Source organism: Shewanella sp. MEBiC00475 (assembly GCF_005234075.1).
GTDB classification, from domain to species: domain Bacteria; phylum Pseudomonadota; class Gammaproteobacteria; order Enterobacterales; family Shewanellaceae; genus Shewanella; species Shewanella polaris.
The window spans coordinates 3,643,318-3,659,673 of the sequence record NZ_CP039928.1 but is presented as its reverse complement, the minus strand read 5'-3'; the positions used below and the strand labels follow the sequence as shown (position 1 = coordinate 3,659,673).

General features: G+C 42.7%; 14 protein-coding genes. All 14 read right to left on the bottom strand.

Annotated elements, in window-relative coordinates; all coding sequences use genetic code 11:
• Positions 1–12: 12 nt before the first annotated feature.
• The 14 genes from FCN25_RS16345 to flgF all read right to left on the bottom strand — a co-directional run bounded on the left by FCN25_RS16345 (position 13) and on the right by flgF (position 16,243).
• A complete protein-coding gene (locus FCN25_RS16345; RefSeq protein WP_137226477.1) occupies positions 13–1,443 on the bottom strand; it encodes a sigma-54 dependent transcriptional regulator in 1,431 nt (476 codons plus the stop codon).
• A gap of 449 nt (positions 1,444–1,892) precedes the next feature.
• A complete protein-coding gene (fliS, locus tag FCN25_RS16340; RefSeq protein ID WP_137226476.1) occupies positions 1,893–2,297 on the bottom strand; it encodes a flagellar export chaperone FliS in 405 nt (134 codons plus the stop codon).
• A 6-nt stretch (positions 2,298–2,303) separates the two neighbouring features.
• Positions 2,304–2,648 carry a flagella biosynthesis chaperone for FliD, FliT gene (locus FCN25_RS16335; RefSeq protein ID WP_137226475.1) on the bottom strand — a complete coding sequence of 115 codons (345 nt, stop codon included), beginning with the start codon at positions 2,646–2,648 and terminating at the stop codon, positions 2,304–2,306.
• A 114-nt stretch (positions 2,649–2,762) separates the two neighbouring features.
• On the bottom strand, positions 2,763–4,133 hold the full coding sequence (fliD, locus tag FCN25_RS16330) for a flagellar filament capping protein FliD (protein ID WP_137226474.1): 1,371 nt from the start codon (positions 4,131–4,133) through the stop codon (positions 2,763–2,765).
• A 125-nt stretch (positions 4,134–4,258) separates the two neighbouring features.
• Complete coding sequence (locus FCN25_RS16325; RefSeq protein ID WP_254693662.1) at positions 4,259–4,759, bottom strand: flagellar protein FlaG; 501 nt, start codon at positions 4,757–4,759, stop codon at positions 4,259–4,261.
• A 335-nt stretch (positions 4,760–5,094) separates the two neighbouring features.
• Positions 5,095–6,645, bottom strand: a complete 1,551-nt coding sequence (locus FCN25_RS16320) for a flagellin (protein WP_137226473.1) — start codon at positions 6,643–6,645, stop codon at positions 5,095–5,097.
• A 246-nt stretch (positions 6,646–6,891) separates the two neighbouring features.
• On the bottom strand, positions 6,892–8,445 hold the full coding sequence (locus FCN25_RS16315; protein WP_137226472.1) for a flagellin: 1,554 nt from the start codon (positions 8,443–8,445) through the stop codon (positions 6,892–6,894).
• Between the two features lie 152 nt (positions 8,446–8,597).
• A complete protein-coding gene (flgL, locus tag FCN25_RS16310; RefSeq protein ID WP_137226471.1) occupies positions 8,598–9,818 on the bottom strand; it encodes a flagellar hook-associated protein FlgL in 1,221 nt (406 codons plus the stop codon).
• Positions 9,819–9,828: 10 nt separating this feature from the next.
• A complete protein-coding gene (gene flgK, locus FCN25_RS16305; protein ID WP_137226470.1) occupies positions 9,829–11,739 on the bottom strand; it encodes a flagellar hook-associated protein FlgK in 1,911 nt (636 codons plus the stop codon).
• The gene (gene flgJ, locus FCN25_RS16300; protein ID WP_175405889.1) at positions 11,739–12,881 is read right to left on the bottom strand and encodes a flagellar assembly peptidoglycan hydrolase FlgJ; all 1,143 of its coding nucleotides are present in this window, start codon (positions 12,879–12,881) and stop codon (positions 11,739–11,741) included. The genes flgK and flgJ overlap by 1 nt, the downstream gene beginning before the upstream one ends.
• A gap of 17 nt (positions 12,882–12,898) precedes the next feature.
• The gene (locus FCN25_RS16295) at positions 12,899–14,005 is read right to left on the bottom strand and encodes a flagellar basal body P-ring protein FlgI (RefSeq protein WP_137226468.1); all 1,107 of its coding nucleotides are present in this window, start codon (positions 14,003–14,005) and stop codon (positions 12,899–12,901) included.
• Positions 14,006–14,015: 10 nt separating this feature from the next.
• A complete protein-coding gene (flgH, locus tag FCN25_RS16290) occupies positions 14,016–14,690 on the bottom strand; it encodes a flagellar basal body L-ring protein FlgH (RefSeq protein ID WP_137226467.1) in 675 nt (224 codons plus the stop codon).
• 9 nt (positions 14,691–14,699) lie between these two features.
• Positions 14,700–15,488 (bottom strand): flagellar basal-body rod protein FlgG, encoded by a 789-nt coding sequence (gene flgG / locus FCN25_RS16285; protein ID WP_137226466.1) that lies wholly within the window; start codon positions 15,486–15,488, stop codon positions 14,700–14,702.
• Between the two features lie 11 nt (positions 15,489–15,499).
• Complete coding sequence (flgF, locus tag FCN25_RS16280; RefSeq protein ID WP_137226465.1) at positions 15,500–16,243, bottom strand: flagellar basal-body rod protein FlgF; 744 nt, start codon at positions 16,241–16,243, stop codon at positions 15,500–15,502.
• Positions 16,244–16,356: the final 113 nt, after the last annotated feature.

Below are 16,356 nucleotides of genomic sequence, written 5' to 3'. Positions count from 1 at the left end.
TGTCATTTAACGCTATTCTTTACTCAGTCCATATTTACGCATTTTTTCGACCAATGTTGTACGGCGAATACCCAGCATTTCAGCGGCTCTTGCAACAACATTGTCTTGCAGCTCAAGAGCTTGACGGATCATGTCAATTTCCAGCTCCGCCAATAAATCTTTTAAATTAACCCCTTCGGCCGGCAGTTCACTGGGAAAGCGGGTTTCCGGAATATTAACGGGTTCTTCATCACTAAATATCGACGCTAACGCATCTCGCTCTAATTGTTCTTCATTCACTTCGACACAATATTCAGGCACGTCAATATAGCGATACTTTTGGGGTAAATCATTTACGTCAACCAGCCCACCAGGAAACAAAATGGTTAAACGTTCAACTAAGTTAGACAATTCACGGACATTACCAGACCAGGAATGTTCTTTTAACGATTCAATAGCCCGTTGGGTAAAACGAACCTTGCCACGGCCTTCATTAAATACTCGATTCACTAATTCATGGAGTAATAACGGCACATCTTCACTGCGCTCACTTAACCCTGGCATTTCAATTGGGAATACATTAAGTCGATAATATAAATCTTCGCGAAACAAGTTATCAATAATCATGGTTTCAAGATCGCGATGCGTCGCCGCAACAATACGAACATCTGTCGCGATAGTTTTACTGCCACCAACACGCTCAAATACCTTTTCTTGCAATACACGCAGCAACTTAACTTGCATTTGCAGCGGCATATCACCAATTTCATCTAAAAATAATGTGCCGCCTTCAGCTAATTCAAAACGACCTTTACGTGAAGATATCGCACCAGTGAAAGAGCCCTTTTCATGACCAAACAATTCACTTTCTAGCAACTCCGCAGGAATAGCACCACAATTGACCGGAATAAACGGCCCATCGCGACGTTCAGATAAATAATGAATATTGCGCGCGACAACTTCTTTACCCGTACCCGATTGCCCCAGTATTAATACGGTGGCATCAGAACTTGATACTTGATTAATCAAATGACGAACTTTAGCAATACCTTCACTGCGGCCCACTAAACTACGGAACAACTTGGTTTGATTACCGCTGGTGAGTGTGTAGTCTCGTTTGGCTTGGCCAAACACCTGACAAAAATGAAGTAGTTCAGTTAATTGCGGATAATTTATCGGTTCTTCTATGGTGCCAAGAACGCTAGATAAACTGATATCGGTATCACCCAGTAACAACATGGGTTGCCAAGGCGCTATCACAGCTATATTTTTAATGCTGTCGGCATCAACGTGATCTGTCGCCATGATGAGGGCGCGGAAACGAGATTGCTCGAGTAAGGTGAATAAGCTCTCGGTTGAAACAATTTCACATTCTTCGCCTAAAAATTCGAAAATGCAGCACAAACGAGTCACACGCTCTGATGGGGTACCGACAATTAAAATTCTTTGTTCTATTTGCATCATTCAGAAGGCCAAAGCTCTTGTTATAGGTATTTACTCGGGAAGGTTATAGCCAATAAGCTACAACACCAAAATACAGTGTAGCCAAAAAATTGACTACTGTGACAATATACTATCATTATGTCTAAACAGGGTTGTTAATTTGTTAATTAACGCAAAAACGCAGTCACAACAATAGATACAATCATAAATACTGTATTATCAAGCCATCATAAGCAAGTACCAGTTACATTTTATCGATATCAAGCCACATTTTTTTTAAAAATGCTGCTTTTTCATTCAAAAAATCTAATGAATGCTTACAAGCTTACCGCTTTGTTATTTTTATTCAGCTTAACAGCAAGCCAACTACCCGTTTATCTACAAGAAGAATCACTGTAAGCCAAATAGCAAAAAAGACGCTATGCGTCTTTTTTATTACCTGGATTACAGTATGCAGTATACTGTAACGATTAACTCGCTTCTGAGGTTAACTCATGCATATCTTGTGGAATTGTATCCCAACCTTCTTTAATGGTTCTAAGCAAAGCAGAAACTTCTTCGAGCATTTCCACATCATTAGCGACATTGGCCTCTGATAATCTTCTCAACATATACTCATAAAGAGAGTCTAGATTAGCAGAAATTTCGGAGCCAGCATCCATGTTTAGGCTACCACTCAGCCCAGCAATAATACTAATTGCTTTACCGATATTTTCGCCTTTTTGCGCAGGTTGTTTCTGCTGAATGGCATACTTAGCTTGTGCAATACGCTGCAATGCGCCTTCAAACATCATTTGTATAATGCGATGCGGCGAAGCCACCGCAATTTCGCTTTCTAGCGAAACTTTTCTATATGACTGTAGTGAGCTTCTCATAAATACCTACCTATCTGAATCAATACTTTTATAAACATTAACTTGACGTTGGTTTTTCTTTCCTAAATGTATTTCAGCATGCAAACTCTTCATGACTAACTTTGCTTTCACCTCAAGGCTTAATGTCAGCTCCAATTGGCGTTGCAAATAATCTTTTTGCACAAACGAATCGTCTGCAATCAAAACATCCAATAAGTTTTGACGCTTAGTAACCAACTCTTGCAAATCTAATACCAACTTATCAAATTCTTCTGTCTCATTTTTGCTTTTTAAACTATCTAATACTGTTCTGCATTGTTCGCTGGTCGCATCCAAATCATCGATTAACATTTTTTGTGCTGTTGTTGTCATTTATTTTCAACTCGCCATCATCTTTTAAATAGATTAAATCCACAGGTTAATTGCGCAGGTTAATTTCACAGGTTAATTTCACAGGTTAATTTCACAGGTTAATCAACCATGCAATTAATCATTTTGGCTCACAAGCCCAGGAAGTGAATCGAGTCGAGATTGCAAGTCGGAACTCTGAGTGCTCAGTTGCCCCACAATTAAATCCATATAGTTATACTGGGTATACAAGCGCGCTTCAAACGCCGCCATTTTTGTGGCAAACGCTTCACGCTGATCAGCCAAACGTTCCAAGCTACTGTCAAGGGAGGTATCACGGCTATCAATAATGGAACCTGTGCCAACATATGAGTCTAAATAGCCATCTAACTTGGTTGCAACACCGGTATCTTCCGTGGTAAACATTTCTTTAATACCGTCTACATTGTTTTTTAATGCTGCGGTTAAAATATCGTCATCAATTTCTAAGGTGCCGCTGCGAGTGGTGGTAATACCGATAGAAGCCAATGACAAACTACCGTCCGTTGTTGAAAATGATGATGAAATCACATTACGTAACTGGCTTTGTATCCCGCGCGGTAAAGAGTCACCCTGTAAAACGCCAGCCACTTGGGTATCAGCATTATAACTGGTTAAACTTGTAATGGACTCGGTCATAGAGTTAAAAGCGTCAACAAAGGCTTGTATCCCCGTTTTAATTGAGCTGGTATTCTGGGAAACGGTTAATGTGGTCAACTCGTCAATATCAGCGCTTTTAAGGTTAAGCGTCACGCCTTCAATGGCATCTTCAACGGTATTACTGCTTGAGGTAAGCTTTAGGCCGTCGATATACACAATCGAATCTTTAGCGGGCTGCAACTCAGTCATGGTAAAGGTATCGGCTAGCACAGTACTAGCACCGGCATCTGCATCGGTGGCAGAAACCGTTATATTATTGGCGGTACCGGTTTCGTTAGAGGTTAAGACTAATTTGGCACCGTCATCACTGTTCACTATGGTTGCCGTAACACCAACATTATCATCAGCACCATTAATTTTTGCTACCAGTGTTTGTAAGGTGTCTTCTGCGCTAACGGCAATGTCAAAGCTGTCACCATCCACAGCAAAGTTTAACGAGCCCTCACCTAACGCCGCCGTTACATCACTCACAGCCGCAGAACCGACTTTTTGATTTACCGCCAACTGTTCAACAGCTACACTATAACTGCCTGATACCGCGTCATCCGTTACCGTTGAACTTAAGTAGGTGCTCTTTGACAGTTTCACGCTTTGACTTTCAAAGGAGTCTTCTTTAGAGAGAAAGCTTAAGCTGTCTTGAAATTCCGATAAGGCACTTTTTAAAAACCCTAGCGCTGATATCTCAGAGTTAATCGCGCCCTCTTTTGTGTCAAATTGAGCAACCTTAGGAGCTTGTTCCGAGCTAACTAAAGCCGATACAATACCGTTAATGTCTAGGCCAGACCCTAGCCCTACCGATGTTAATCCCATGTTTACCTCAACTTATCTCAATTAATCTTAAAGCGATTTAATTTGTTGTCACAAAAAAACGCAATCGACTTATTCTATCAACAACTCGCCATGCCCCATCAGGCATTAGCATCAAGCATTAGCTATTAGGCTTCGGTTCTCATCAACAACCCTTTTACGTCTTGCAATTTTTGCGCCAACTCTAGCGCCTCATCACTGGGGATTTGACGTATAATTTCACCCGAACTAATATCCATTACTTTAACAATAGCCGAGCCTGAATCTTCGTCAACCGAAAATGCCAGCCCTTTATTCATTAATGACATCACTTCCGACAACTGGGAAACTACTTCTTCTAAGGCTTCAGTTTCAGTCTGCTCTGCTTTAGCATCTGTTGCAATATTAGCGTCAGCTGCAATTTTAGCGTTTACTTCAGTTTCTGCTACCCCGTTAACCAACGACACTTTATCGACTTCCGCCACATAAGCGCTTTTATCTACCGCTATATGCGCCGCAACATTCTTGCCTGATAAAGTATCTGATACCGCATCCGAAATAGCTTCGGTTTTATTTGTAATGGCTTCAGGCCTATTTGTTACAGAGGGATTTACAGGTGAGCCTGTTATACCCATTGAATTATTATCCATAACATCCTCTCTAAATAATGTAATCCCGATTAATGTCTTACTTACTAAAACGACTCAGGCAACAAAGTCACACTCATTGAGTAAATCACCAACTCAGTAAATCACCAACCCAGCAAATCGTCTATTGGCCTGCTTGCCAAAAGATTAGCATACTAAATAGTGCCGTTAAGCTCTATGTCTATCTAATTTCTATATATTAGTTATTTATATAGGTATTAAACAAAAAGGAAGATTCAACAATGTGAATCTTCCTTTTCAATTTTGACGTTATTTACTGATTCACTCAGTGAGTTACTATCAAGCTGCTACTTATCAATAGCTGATTATAGTAGTGGCTACAGTAATGACAATGCAACCTGTGGCAACTGATTCGCTTGCGCAAGCATTGAAGATGATGCTTGTGACAAAATTTGTTGCTTACTTAACTCAGCACTTTCAGAGGCAAAGTCAACATCCTGAATACGACTACGCGCATCTGACACGTTATTTTGAATGTTACTTAAATTGCTGATGGTGAAATCCATACGATTTTGCGTTGCACCCAAGTCTGCTCGTTGGCTATCGATGTCAGCCAATGCCGCATCAATGATATCAATTGCGTTTTGTGAGCCACCAGCAGTAGAAATATCAATACTGTCGACCGAAGCAAATTTTGATGCGCCTATTGTCGCTGCAGCCCCACCAGTAAAACCAAGCGTTCCACCCGTTACATTTAACGAAGCTGTAGCAACTGTACTGGCCACTGTGGCATTAGACCAATCAAGTGTTCCTGTTACGTCCGCAGAGACCGAGGTAGTCCCAGAAATACCCGTTGCCGCTGCATCAACTACGGTACCTATTTTAGTGCCTGTACTATCCACAGCATCAATATTGACATCCAAGCCCTCTACCAAGCCACCTGTAGTAGTTGCCGCAACCGCTATATTCTCGCCTGATGCTTTTTCAAAGATAAGGCCACCAGTTGTCGCATCTAGACTATACGTTATACCTTCAGCAGCAAGCGCATCCGTCGTAGCTGAATCACTTACCAACGCAGCATGCATGAGCCCACTTTGAGCTATTTCATCACCTGTAGCATCTATGGTGAAATTCATATCAACGCCATCAATAGATAAAGCTATTGAATCACCAGCAGTGGCGTTGTCAGTACCAATACTAATCATAACGCGAGAAGTTGCCTCTACACCATTCAAGCCTTCAGCCGCATTCAACTCACCAGCCAAATCAGCAGCGCTCATCCCATCAGTTAAGGTAACAGCAGTCTTTTTAGTGCCTATCTGCATTTCAAGCGCTTCAGTACCATCGAAGGTCATCGGTGAAGTCCGTGCACCACCAAAACCAGTTACTGCTCCCACTGACACTTCTTTACCTGTTAAACCAATTTTGTCAGCTGAAACATCACCCAAAGAAATTGAAATCGTTTCGTTAGAATTAGAACCTACTTGGAATTTTTGGGTACCATAAGAACCATCGAGTAATTTTTGACCACCAAATGAGGTAGTTTCAGCAATTCGTGTTAACTCCTCTTGCAAAGAGGTAATCTCTGATTGCATTGCAACACGGTCATCAGATGAGTTTGAACCGTTAGACGATTGCAATGACAAGTCACGCATACGCTGGAGGATATTGGTTGACTCACTCATGGCGCCTTCAGCGGTTTGCGCAATGGAGATACCATCGTTGGCATTACGCATCGCGATACCAATACCGTTAATCTGGCTGGTCATACGATTCGAAATCTGTAGGCCGGCGGCATCATCTTTAGCACTGTTAATGCGTAAGCCTGAAGCTAAACGCTCCATTGATGTTGAAGTGCTGCTTTGAGCGCTATTTAAATTGCCTTGGGCTTTCATTGATGTGACGTTAGTGTTAACTGAAATAGCCATGATTTAATTCCTCGTATTCCTGACTGTAGACATTGCCTGTCTGTATTAAGCCAGGCGGATCATATATTGGTTACACTTAAGGTAACGGCAATAAAAGGAAGAACTTTAGTTTTTTTTTACACCACACTAAAATAAATCACTAAAAATTAAATAAACATTTAAATTCAGTAGATTAAGCTTACAAACAAAAACCGCCACTTGATAGGTGGCGGTTTTTAATATCACGTTTAATGACTCAGTTGATGACTAACCAAGTAGTGATAACGCTACCTGTGGTAACTGGTTAGCCTGCGCAAGCATTGAAGATGATGCTTGAGACAAAATCTGCTGCTTACTTAATTCAGCACTCTCTGACGCAAAGTCAACATCTTGAATACGACTACGCGCATCTGACACGTTATTTTGAATGTTACTTAAATTGCTGATGGTGAAATCCATACGATTTTGCGTTGCACCCAAGTCTGCTCGTTGGCTATCGATGTCAGCCAATGCCGCATCAATGATATCAATTGCGTTTTGTGAGCCACCAGCAGTAGAAATATCAATACTGTCGACCGAAGCAAATTTTGATGCGCCTATTGTCGCTGCAGCCCCACCAGTAAAACCAAGCGTTCCACCCGTTACATTTAACGAAGCTGTAGCAACTGTACTGGCCACTGTGGCATTAGACCAATCAAGTGTTCCTGTTACGTCCGCAGAGACCGAGGTAGTCCCAGAAATACCCGTTGCCGCTGCATCAACTACGGTACCTATTTTAGTGCCTGTACTATCCACAGCATCAATATTGACATCCAAGCCCTCTACCAAGCCACCTGTAGTAGTTGCCGCAACCGCTATATTCTCGCCTGATGCTTTTTCAAAGATAAGGCCACCAGTTGTCGCATCTAGACTATACGTTATACCTTCAGCAGCAAGCGCATTCGTCGTAGCTGAATCACTTACCAACGCAGCATGCATGAGCCCACTTTGAGCTACTTCATCACCTGTAGCATCTATGGTGAAATTCATATCAACGCCATCAATAGATAAAGCTATTGAATCACCTGTAGTGGTGTTGTCAGTACCAATACTAATCATAACGCGAGAAGTTGCCTCTACACCATTCAAGCCTTCAGTCGCATTCAACTCACCAGCCAAATCAGCAGCGCTCATCCCATCAGTTAAGGTAACAGCAGTCTTTTGAGTGCCTATCTGCATTTCAAGCGCTTCAGTACCATCGAAGGTCATCGGTGAAGTCCGTGCACCACCAAAACCAGTTACTGCTCCCACTGACACTTCTTTACCTGTTAAACCAATTTTGTCAGCTGAAACACTACTTAAGGTAACAGAAATAGTTTCGTTAGAATTAGAACCTACTTGGAATTTTTGGGTACCATAAGAACCATCGAGTAATTTTTGACCACCAAATGAGGTGGTATCTGCAATACGAGTTAATTCTGATTGTAATGCAGACAACTCTTTTTGCATTGCGGCACGGTCACCACTAGAGTTTGAACCGTTGGCAGACTGCAAAGACAAGTCACGCATACGCTGTAAAATGTTGGTTGACTCGCCCATTGCGCCTTCAGCGGTTTGGGCAATTGAGATACCATCGTTGGCATTACGCACCGCGACGCCAATACCATTAATTTGACTTGTCATACGGTTGGCAATTTGCAAACCTGCGGCATCATCTTTAGCGCTGTTAATGCGCAAACCTGATGCTAAACGTTCCATAGACATGGATGTAGCATTCTGAGCACTATTTAAATTACCCTGCGCCTTCATGGATGTCACGTTAGTGTTAACTGAAATAGCCATATGTAAAATTCCTCTTCTTAGTTGAACGCCAAGACTCGGAGCTTGGCTAAACGGTTAATCATGTAAACTGTTTAATGTTTTGTTAACGCTATGTATAAGCGCTTCTGTTTTTATGGTTTACAAACAACCAATCAAAAGCTTGCCTAAACCTGTTATATATAATCAAACAAACTGGTCGAACTAATTTTACTGAACAAACTCGATGCTGCATTGAGCGCTAATTGTTGCTTTTCAAATTCGGTAATTGCCGAGGCAAAATCTAAATCTTCTAATTTTGATAATGCCGAAGTGTTAATCAACTTTTCGTCAGTATGATTGTCGCTGTACTGTTGCAACACTTTTAAGCTGTTGCCAGTTGAGCTTCGCTCTTGACTCATTTGATTGACGCCACTATCAATGTTATTCAAGAGCTGTGCCAACTCTGACTGACTAGCAGGCGTTTGTGCGTCATCGCCACTTTCATATAATGCAATAACCTTGCTGAACGTATCGAATATACTGACTTGCGCTACTTCTTCTATGCTGAATGTATCGCCAGCTTGAGGCTCGCCAGTGATGTTAATTGCCATGCCGTTAAACTCTATTGGCGTTGAAGCGTCAAAAGAAGTTGCTGGGTAGGCAATAGTTGCCGTCGGTGTGGCGTTATCTGTCACCTCTACGTTCAGACCACCGGCACCATCATCGGTAAATGCAAAGCTATAGGTATAGTCATTATCAACATAAGCAACGCTATCAGTAACTTTGGCACTGGTAACCACAAAGTCGCCTTGCTGTAATGACGAATAATTGACGCCATAATCGCCCATGCCGCTAGGTGCATTCATAAACGCAGCATCACCGGGCACATTGGTATTAACTTGGACGCCCGAAGCAATATTGCTTTTTCGAATGCCTGAATCGCCGCTGTAAACCACATCGCCGTTATTATCAAAGGCAAATGGAATGTCGTTGGTGTTATTACCCGCAAAAATATAATTGCCCGATTCATCTTTGGTGTTGGCAATGGACATTAATTGTTCAAGACTTTGACGCATGTCAGCGGCAATCACTTGCCGATCAGCGGAAGTCATGCTGCCGTTAATACCGCGAAGCACAGATTCTCTCATGCTGCTAACTAAGGTATCGGCTTGGCCTAACTGACTTTCGGCTTGTTGAATGTGGTTAGTGGCGTAATCAATATTTTTGACAAATTGGTCTATTAAGGTATTTTTTTGCTTTAGATTATCAATACCAATGGCCGCGACAGGGTCATCACCTGCGGTGTTGACTCTTTTGCCGCTAGAAATTTGTGCCGTAATGCTGTTAGTAGCAGATTGTTTTTCTAATATGCTATTGGTGTTTTGTTGAAACATTTGTCCGGTAGAAATTCTCATGATGTATCTCCTAACGAACCGAGCTGAATAAAGTATCGAAAATGGTTTGTGCTGTAGTCATAATTCTGGCGGCGGCTTGATAAGATTGCTGAAAACGCAATAGGTTTGCCGCTTCTTCATCTAGGTTAACGCCTGACTCACTTTGCACTCGGTCGCTAGCTTGTTGGTATATTGCCGTGGCTGAGCCTACTCGCACTTCTGCTGATTTGGTTTGGCTACCGATATCCAATTTAGTATTTTCAAATACACTGGTTAGGGTCCCGGTACCGTTATTCATTAATTTGCTGTTTGATAACCCAGCTATTGCGACAGCATTGTTGTTATTGCCTTCTGCAAATGCTAAATCAAATGTAAAGCTATCTGCGGTACCAGAACCAGTAATATCAAAGTCCATACCAAAAGCATTAATATTGTTACCTGTATATGTGGCGCTTGGGCCTAATGAAACTCCAGCACTAGTAAATGCTTCATAAGAATTTAATGTAGTGTCGAGCTTGAAAGTAATCGTTGAACCAACCTGGAAACCCGTTACTGTTGAATCCATGCTGTTTAAGCTAATTGCTGTACTGCCAGAATTACTCGTGTCGGCCGTTAACGTTGGCCCTGCTGCGGCAATGCCTTTGGGGTCGATCATCACCACACTTAAACTTGATGCGGCACCGGCGGTTGGGCGTATATCAAATTTATCGCCGTCATTCATTGCGCCACTGGCAATGTTAATACTAAAACCAGCACCGCCAGTAAGTTCGCTACCCGTTAAGGTTAATGTGGTTTTCTCACCAGTTTGTGTATCTGTTAATTGGTAGCCGTCAGCGGTAGTAAAACTCAACTTGTAATTGCCACCCGATAGCGCACCCACATCATCAATATTGACTGACACACCTGCAGCAGTACCTGTATTGGTTGAATATTCACCCACTCGGCCTAATGCCATTAGTGGGTCGTTGATATCACGAAAAAGGTTACTGCCAACGTCACCGTTTAAATCAAAACCTTTGGACTGCATTTCGTTAAAGGTGTCTGCAATACCTAATGCCATTTGACCGAGTTCAGCACTGGCAGGTAATAAAGTGTCGTCTCTAAAAGAGAATAATGCGCCTAGTTGACCGCCCAATTTAGAGGGGTCGACATTAAGAGTTTTATCACCAATAGACGCATTAAGTCCTGGTTCGTTGGGATAAGGGTCGCCAATACTGGTGCCTATCGACATCGAGACTTCACCAGACACCAACATCACAGAGCCGCCTAGCATGATTGATTTGGCGCCTGTATCTAACGGAATAACATTGACCTGAGCATACTCACTCAGCTCTAAAATAAGGGCATCTTGCTTGTCTAGTACTTGGCTGTCTTCACCTTGAGATTTCATCAATTCTAAATTGATGCTGCCTAACTCTTTACCGATTTCATTAATACGAGTGGTGATAGATTCTATTTGGCTGTTGGTTTGGGTTGTTTGACCGTCAAGGAGCGATTGCATTTGATTAATAGTGTTTGCCATCTGTTCAGCTGAACTGAGACTACTGCTGCGAATACCAAGATCGGTTGGTAAATCAGCCACATTATTAATACTGGCAAAAAAGTTGTTCAGGTTTTCTGGCACCATGCTGCCAATTTGAGAATAAATTTGGTCTAATTCGCTTAACTTATCGTAAGAGGTTTCAGCCGCGCTCATACTGGTTTGGCCTATACGTAACTCACGGGCAGCAAACTCGTTATAGACACGTTTAACATCGGACACATACGTGCCAGTACCATAAAAATTATTACCATAGCGTTGTGATTCTGTTGATGCTTGCGTGGCAACTTGTCTGTTATAACCTTCAGTATTAGCATTAGCGATGTTATTACTGGTTACACCTAGTTGTGCTTGAGATGCTTGAACGCCTGTGCGAGCGATATTGAGTAAGTCTACTGACATTATTTAGTCTCCACAGGTAATATAGATTTAAGGCCTTCTTTTACCGACTTCATCACATTGATAACCTTATTGGCATATTGCGGGTCGGTGGCGTAGCCTGCTTTTTGCAGCGCTCGAATAAATTGAGTTGGTTCGGCGGCAACGTTACGCGCATCTTGATAGCGATCGCCCTGGCTGATAAACGATACAAAGTCATTAAAGCTTTGTTCAAGGTTGTCATACATTCTGAAATCCGCTTTTTGTTGCACCGCAATGCCCTTTTCAAATTCCAATGTATTCACTGAGGTTTTCTCACCTTGCCAGCGTTTATCTGCTTTGATATTAAATAAGTTATGACTCATAGTGCCGTCGTTACGACGTACAACTTTTTGGCCCCAACCGGTTTCCAATGCTGACTGGGCAATTAATACCTCAGCCGATGTTCCCAATGATTGTGCGGCTTTTTCCGCATGAGGATACAACACCGAAATAAAATGCTCTGGGCTGGTAAATTCGCTTACGGCAATGCCTTTATCTTTTACTGCGTTAACATTTGCTTGAGGCAAACCTTTGCCTGCTTGTACCGCTTGGCTGGCTAATTGCTCACCGCGTAGCACACTGTTTAACTGTTGTTCGTCTAACACACTCGTCAGCTGGGCCGACATTGGTCGCATCGATTCGGCGCTGTCTATAACAGAGTGGGTAATAACAGAATGCGATGCCGCTATTTGATCTTTTGGCGCAATAGCATCGAGAGTGTCTTTATCTAACTCGGTTGCTGGCGCAACAAACGTACCTGAGTTAACTTTGTAGTCAGTATCACTTCGTAATACTGAGGCTGGTGTAACAGGGCTATTTTCTGGGTCTAATTGCTGCACCATGAGTTCTGCAAGCCCTAGCATGCCTTTACTTGATAAATCGACCGACATTTGCTGATCACGCATTTGTTCAAAAAATTCGGTCGTTTCACTGTTCATTGGATTGTCTGACTTAAACGCGGCATTGGCATCTCGCATGCTTTTCATTAGCATTTGAATGAAGATACCTTCAAACTGCTTTGCTGCTTCTTTAAGTGCCCCCTTCTCGTCTTTCTGGGCTTGGACACGAAGTGAATCTAGTCCTCCTAGATCCAGAAAGTTCGATGAAGCTGACAACTTTTCCATAGTCATTCCGACAATATTTAGATAATGATAAGTTCACCATGCAAAGCGCCTGCCATCTTTAACGCTTCGAGTATGGCAAGTACGTCTGATGGTGCTGCGCCCACTAAATTCACGGCTCTGACAAGCTCGTCAAGTGTGGTACCTGGATTAAACATAAACATACGACGATCTTTTTCTGACACATCAATCGTACTGTTAGTGGTCACAACCGTATCGCCACCCGCTAATGCGTTGGGTTGTGATACTTGAGTGGCTTCAGCGATGGTGACGGTTAATCCGCCGTGTGTTACCGCTGCAGGCAACAATTTAACGTTTTGGCCTACCACTATGGTGCCGGTGCGTGAGTTAACAATGACTTTGGCCGACTCTTCCGCCGGTATCACCTCTATGTTTTCTAATGTCGATAAAAATGACACTCGCTGTGATGCATCCCGCGGGGCGCTGACTTGAATAGAGGTAGCATCAATCGCTTTAGCCATATCTGGGCCGAGTAAATCGTTAATGGCATCGGCTGTACGTTTGGCGGTCGAAAAGTCTGAACGACGTAAATTAAACGTTAGGTAGTCACCACTTGAAAATGGACTTACCACACTGCGCTCAACTATGGCACCACTTGGGATACGACCAACAGTTGGGGTGTTTTGAATAACCACTGAACCATCAAGCCCTTCGGCGCTAAAACCACTGACGATTAAGCTACCTTGAGCAATGGCATACACATTGCCATCAACCCCTTTTAAGAAAGTTTGTAATAAGGTGCCGCCACGTAAACTTTTGGCTTGACCTAAACTGGACACGGTAATGTCAAGATTTTGACCCGGCTTAATAAAAGCAGGCATTTCGGCATGTACTGCCACCACGGCTACGTTTTTTGAACTTGGGCGAACTGAGTCTGGTAAATTAATACCAAAGTTTTTTAGCATGGTTCTAAACGTTTGTTGGGTATAACGGGTATTTTCCCCAGTGCCAGGCAAACCAACCACTAGGCCATAACCGACTAATTGGTTACTTCGCACCCCTTGAATACTGGCAATGTCTTTAATCCTCTCGGCATGTACCGGCGAGGTTAACATTAATATTGATGCGACTATTGAGACAGTCGACTTAAGCAGTTTAGTTTTCATGCATTACTCCTTAAAAAGGCCACCAGTCACTCATAAAGAATGAACTCAGCCAACCGACTTTTTGGGAGTCAGCAAACGTACCGGTACCGCTATACTGAATTCGAGCGTTAGCCACACGTGTGGAGTCGATGGTATTGTCTGTTGTAATGTCTTGGCTGCGGATCATGCCGGTAACACGGATAAATTCGTCACCGTTGTTAATCGAAATCCATTTTTCGCCGCGTATCACTAAATTGCCGTTATTGAGCACTTGGATGATATTGGCCGAAATACTGCCATCTAAACTGTTAGATTGATCGGCGTCTGATTCTCGTTTGGTATTCATGCTGTCGGTGTAACCTAAATCGATAGGTACGCCGCTAATGGATATGTTTTTACCACCAGCATAAATAGGTTCCATGCTTAAATCGGTACCTTTTTTAATTTCGTTATTGGCACTTTTCGACGCTTGAGTCGATTCTTTCAGCATGACGGTAATAATGTCGCCAATGCGATGCGCACGAATATCGGAATACAAACTTGACGCTTGGGAGTCATGATAAATAGATCCCGTCGCCGCCACTTGCGTCGGTGTGACATCTGGATATACCGGCGCATAAAATGGGTCATCTGCAATCGGTTTCTTGGCAGTAGAACTACAGCCAGCCAATAATACCAATGACGCTAACGCAATGTATTTAATCATGTCAGCTCCTTAGAGATTCTGATTAATATAAGACAGCATTTGGTCAACCGCCGAGATAACTTTAGAGTTCATCTCATAAATACGTTGGCCTTGAATAAGGTTAACCAATTCTTCTGTTACGTTTACGTTTGAGGTTTCCAGCGCACCTTGGCGAATAGAACCTAAACCGTCTTGCGATGCTGTGCCTTGAATTGGCGTGCCACTTGCTCCGGTTTCGGTATACAAGTTTTGTCCTAGGGGATCTAAACCTGCCGGATTAATAAAGTCTGTCATGGTAAGCTGCCCTACCACTTGGCTTTCTGCTGTACCAGGGATTTGCACTGATACTTCACCAGCCGAAGACACGGTAATGCTGGTTGCATCATCAGGAATGGCAATTGTTGGCTGCACGACATAACCCGAACCTGGTGTTACAATCTGACCTGTTTCATCTAAGCTAAACTGGCCGTTTCGGGTATAGGCAGCGGTGCCATCTGGCATTTGCACTTCAAAAAAGCCCGAACCTTCAATCATTAAATCTAATGAATTATCCGTGGTAAGCATGTTGCCTTGAGTAAACATTTTTTGGGTGGCAACCACTTTAGTACCAGCACCGATGTTTAAACCATTAGGCAGTTTGGTATTATCTGAGCTAACACCACCGGCTTGATTAACCGTTTGATAAAGTAAGTCTTCAAATACCGCACGACTTTTCTTAAACCCAACAGTACTGGCGTTAGCCACGTTATTAGAAATAACGGCAATGTTAGTTTGCTGGGCATCGACACCGGTTTTACTTATCCATAACGCTGGATGCATAATAATTACTCCTAACTAATTCTCATCAAGGAAGTGGACGCCCGATCAATTTCTTCAGCGTTCTTCATCATTTTGACTTGCATTTCGTATTGACGTTGAATATCAATCATGGCGACCATTTCGTGTACTGAGTTGACATTGCTGCCTTCTACCGCACCGCTTTCAACGGCAACGCCGGGGTCGTTTGGTGCATTACCACCTGTAATAAGGCGAAACAAACCATCTTCACCGCGCATTAGGTTTTCATTACCCGGATTAACTAATTTAATTCGGGCGACCTCTTCGACTATTTCAGCTGTTGCGCCTTGCGGACGTACTGAAATAATGCCGTTGGCCGAAATTTCTATTTTTTCAACAGGAATGGGTAACACAATGGGACCTGACGTTCCCATTACCGGACGGTTACTGCTGTTTAACAACATACCTGTACTGTCAATTTTTAAACTGCCTGCACGGGTGTAACCTTCGGAACCATCAGCTGCTTGCACTGCAAGCCAGCCATCCCCCTTAACCGCAACATCAAGATCGCGACCAGTGGTTTTAATAGGACCACTGTTAAAATTACTGCCAGGGCTTTCCATCATTGAAAAAACCCGCGAAGGCAAACCTTCACCAAATGCCTGCATTGAACGGGCTTGGACCATGTCAGCTTTAAATCCATCAGTATTGGCGTTGGCAAGATTGTTAGCACTTACCGCTAATGCATTCATCCCTTGCTTTGCGCCACTCATGGCAATATAAAGAAATTTGTCCATTTGTTGCTCCGTCAAACTTTCAGTAAAAATACTCTATACGGAGATAAAGCAAACATCATGCCAATGAGGTGGTCAATATTTTTGGTTATTGTAATTACATGAAATTGAATAAG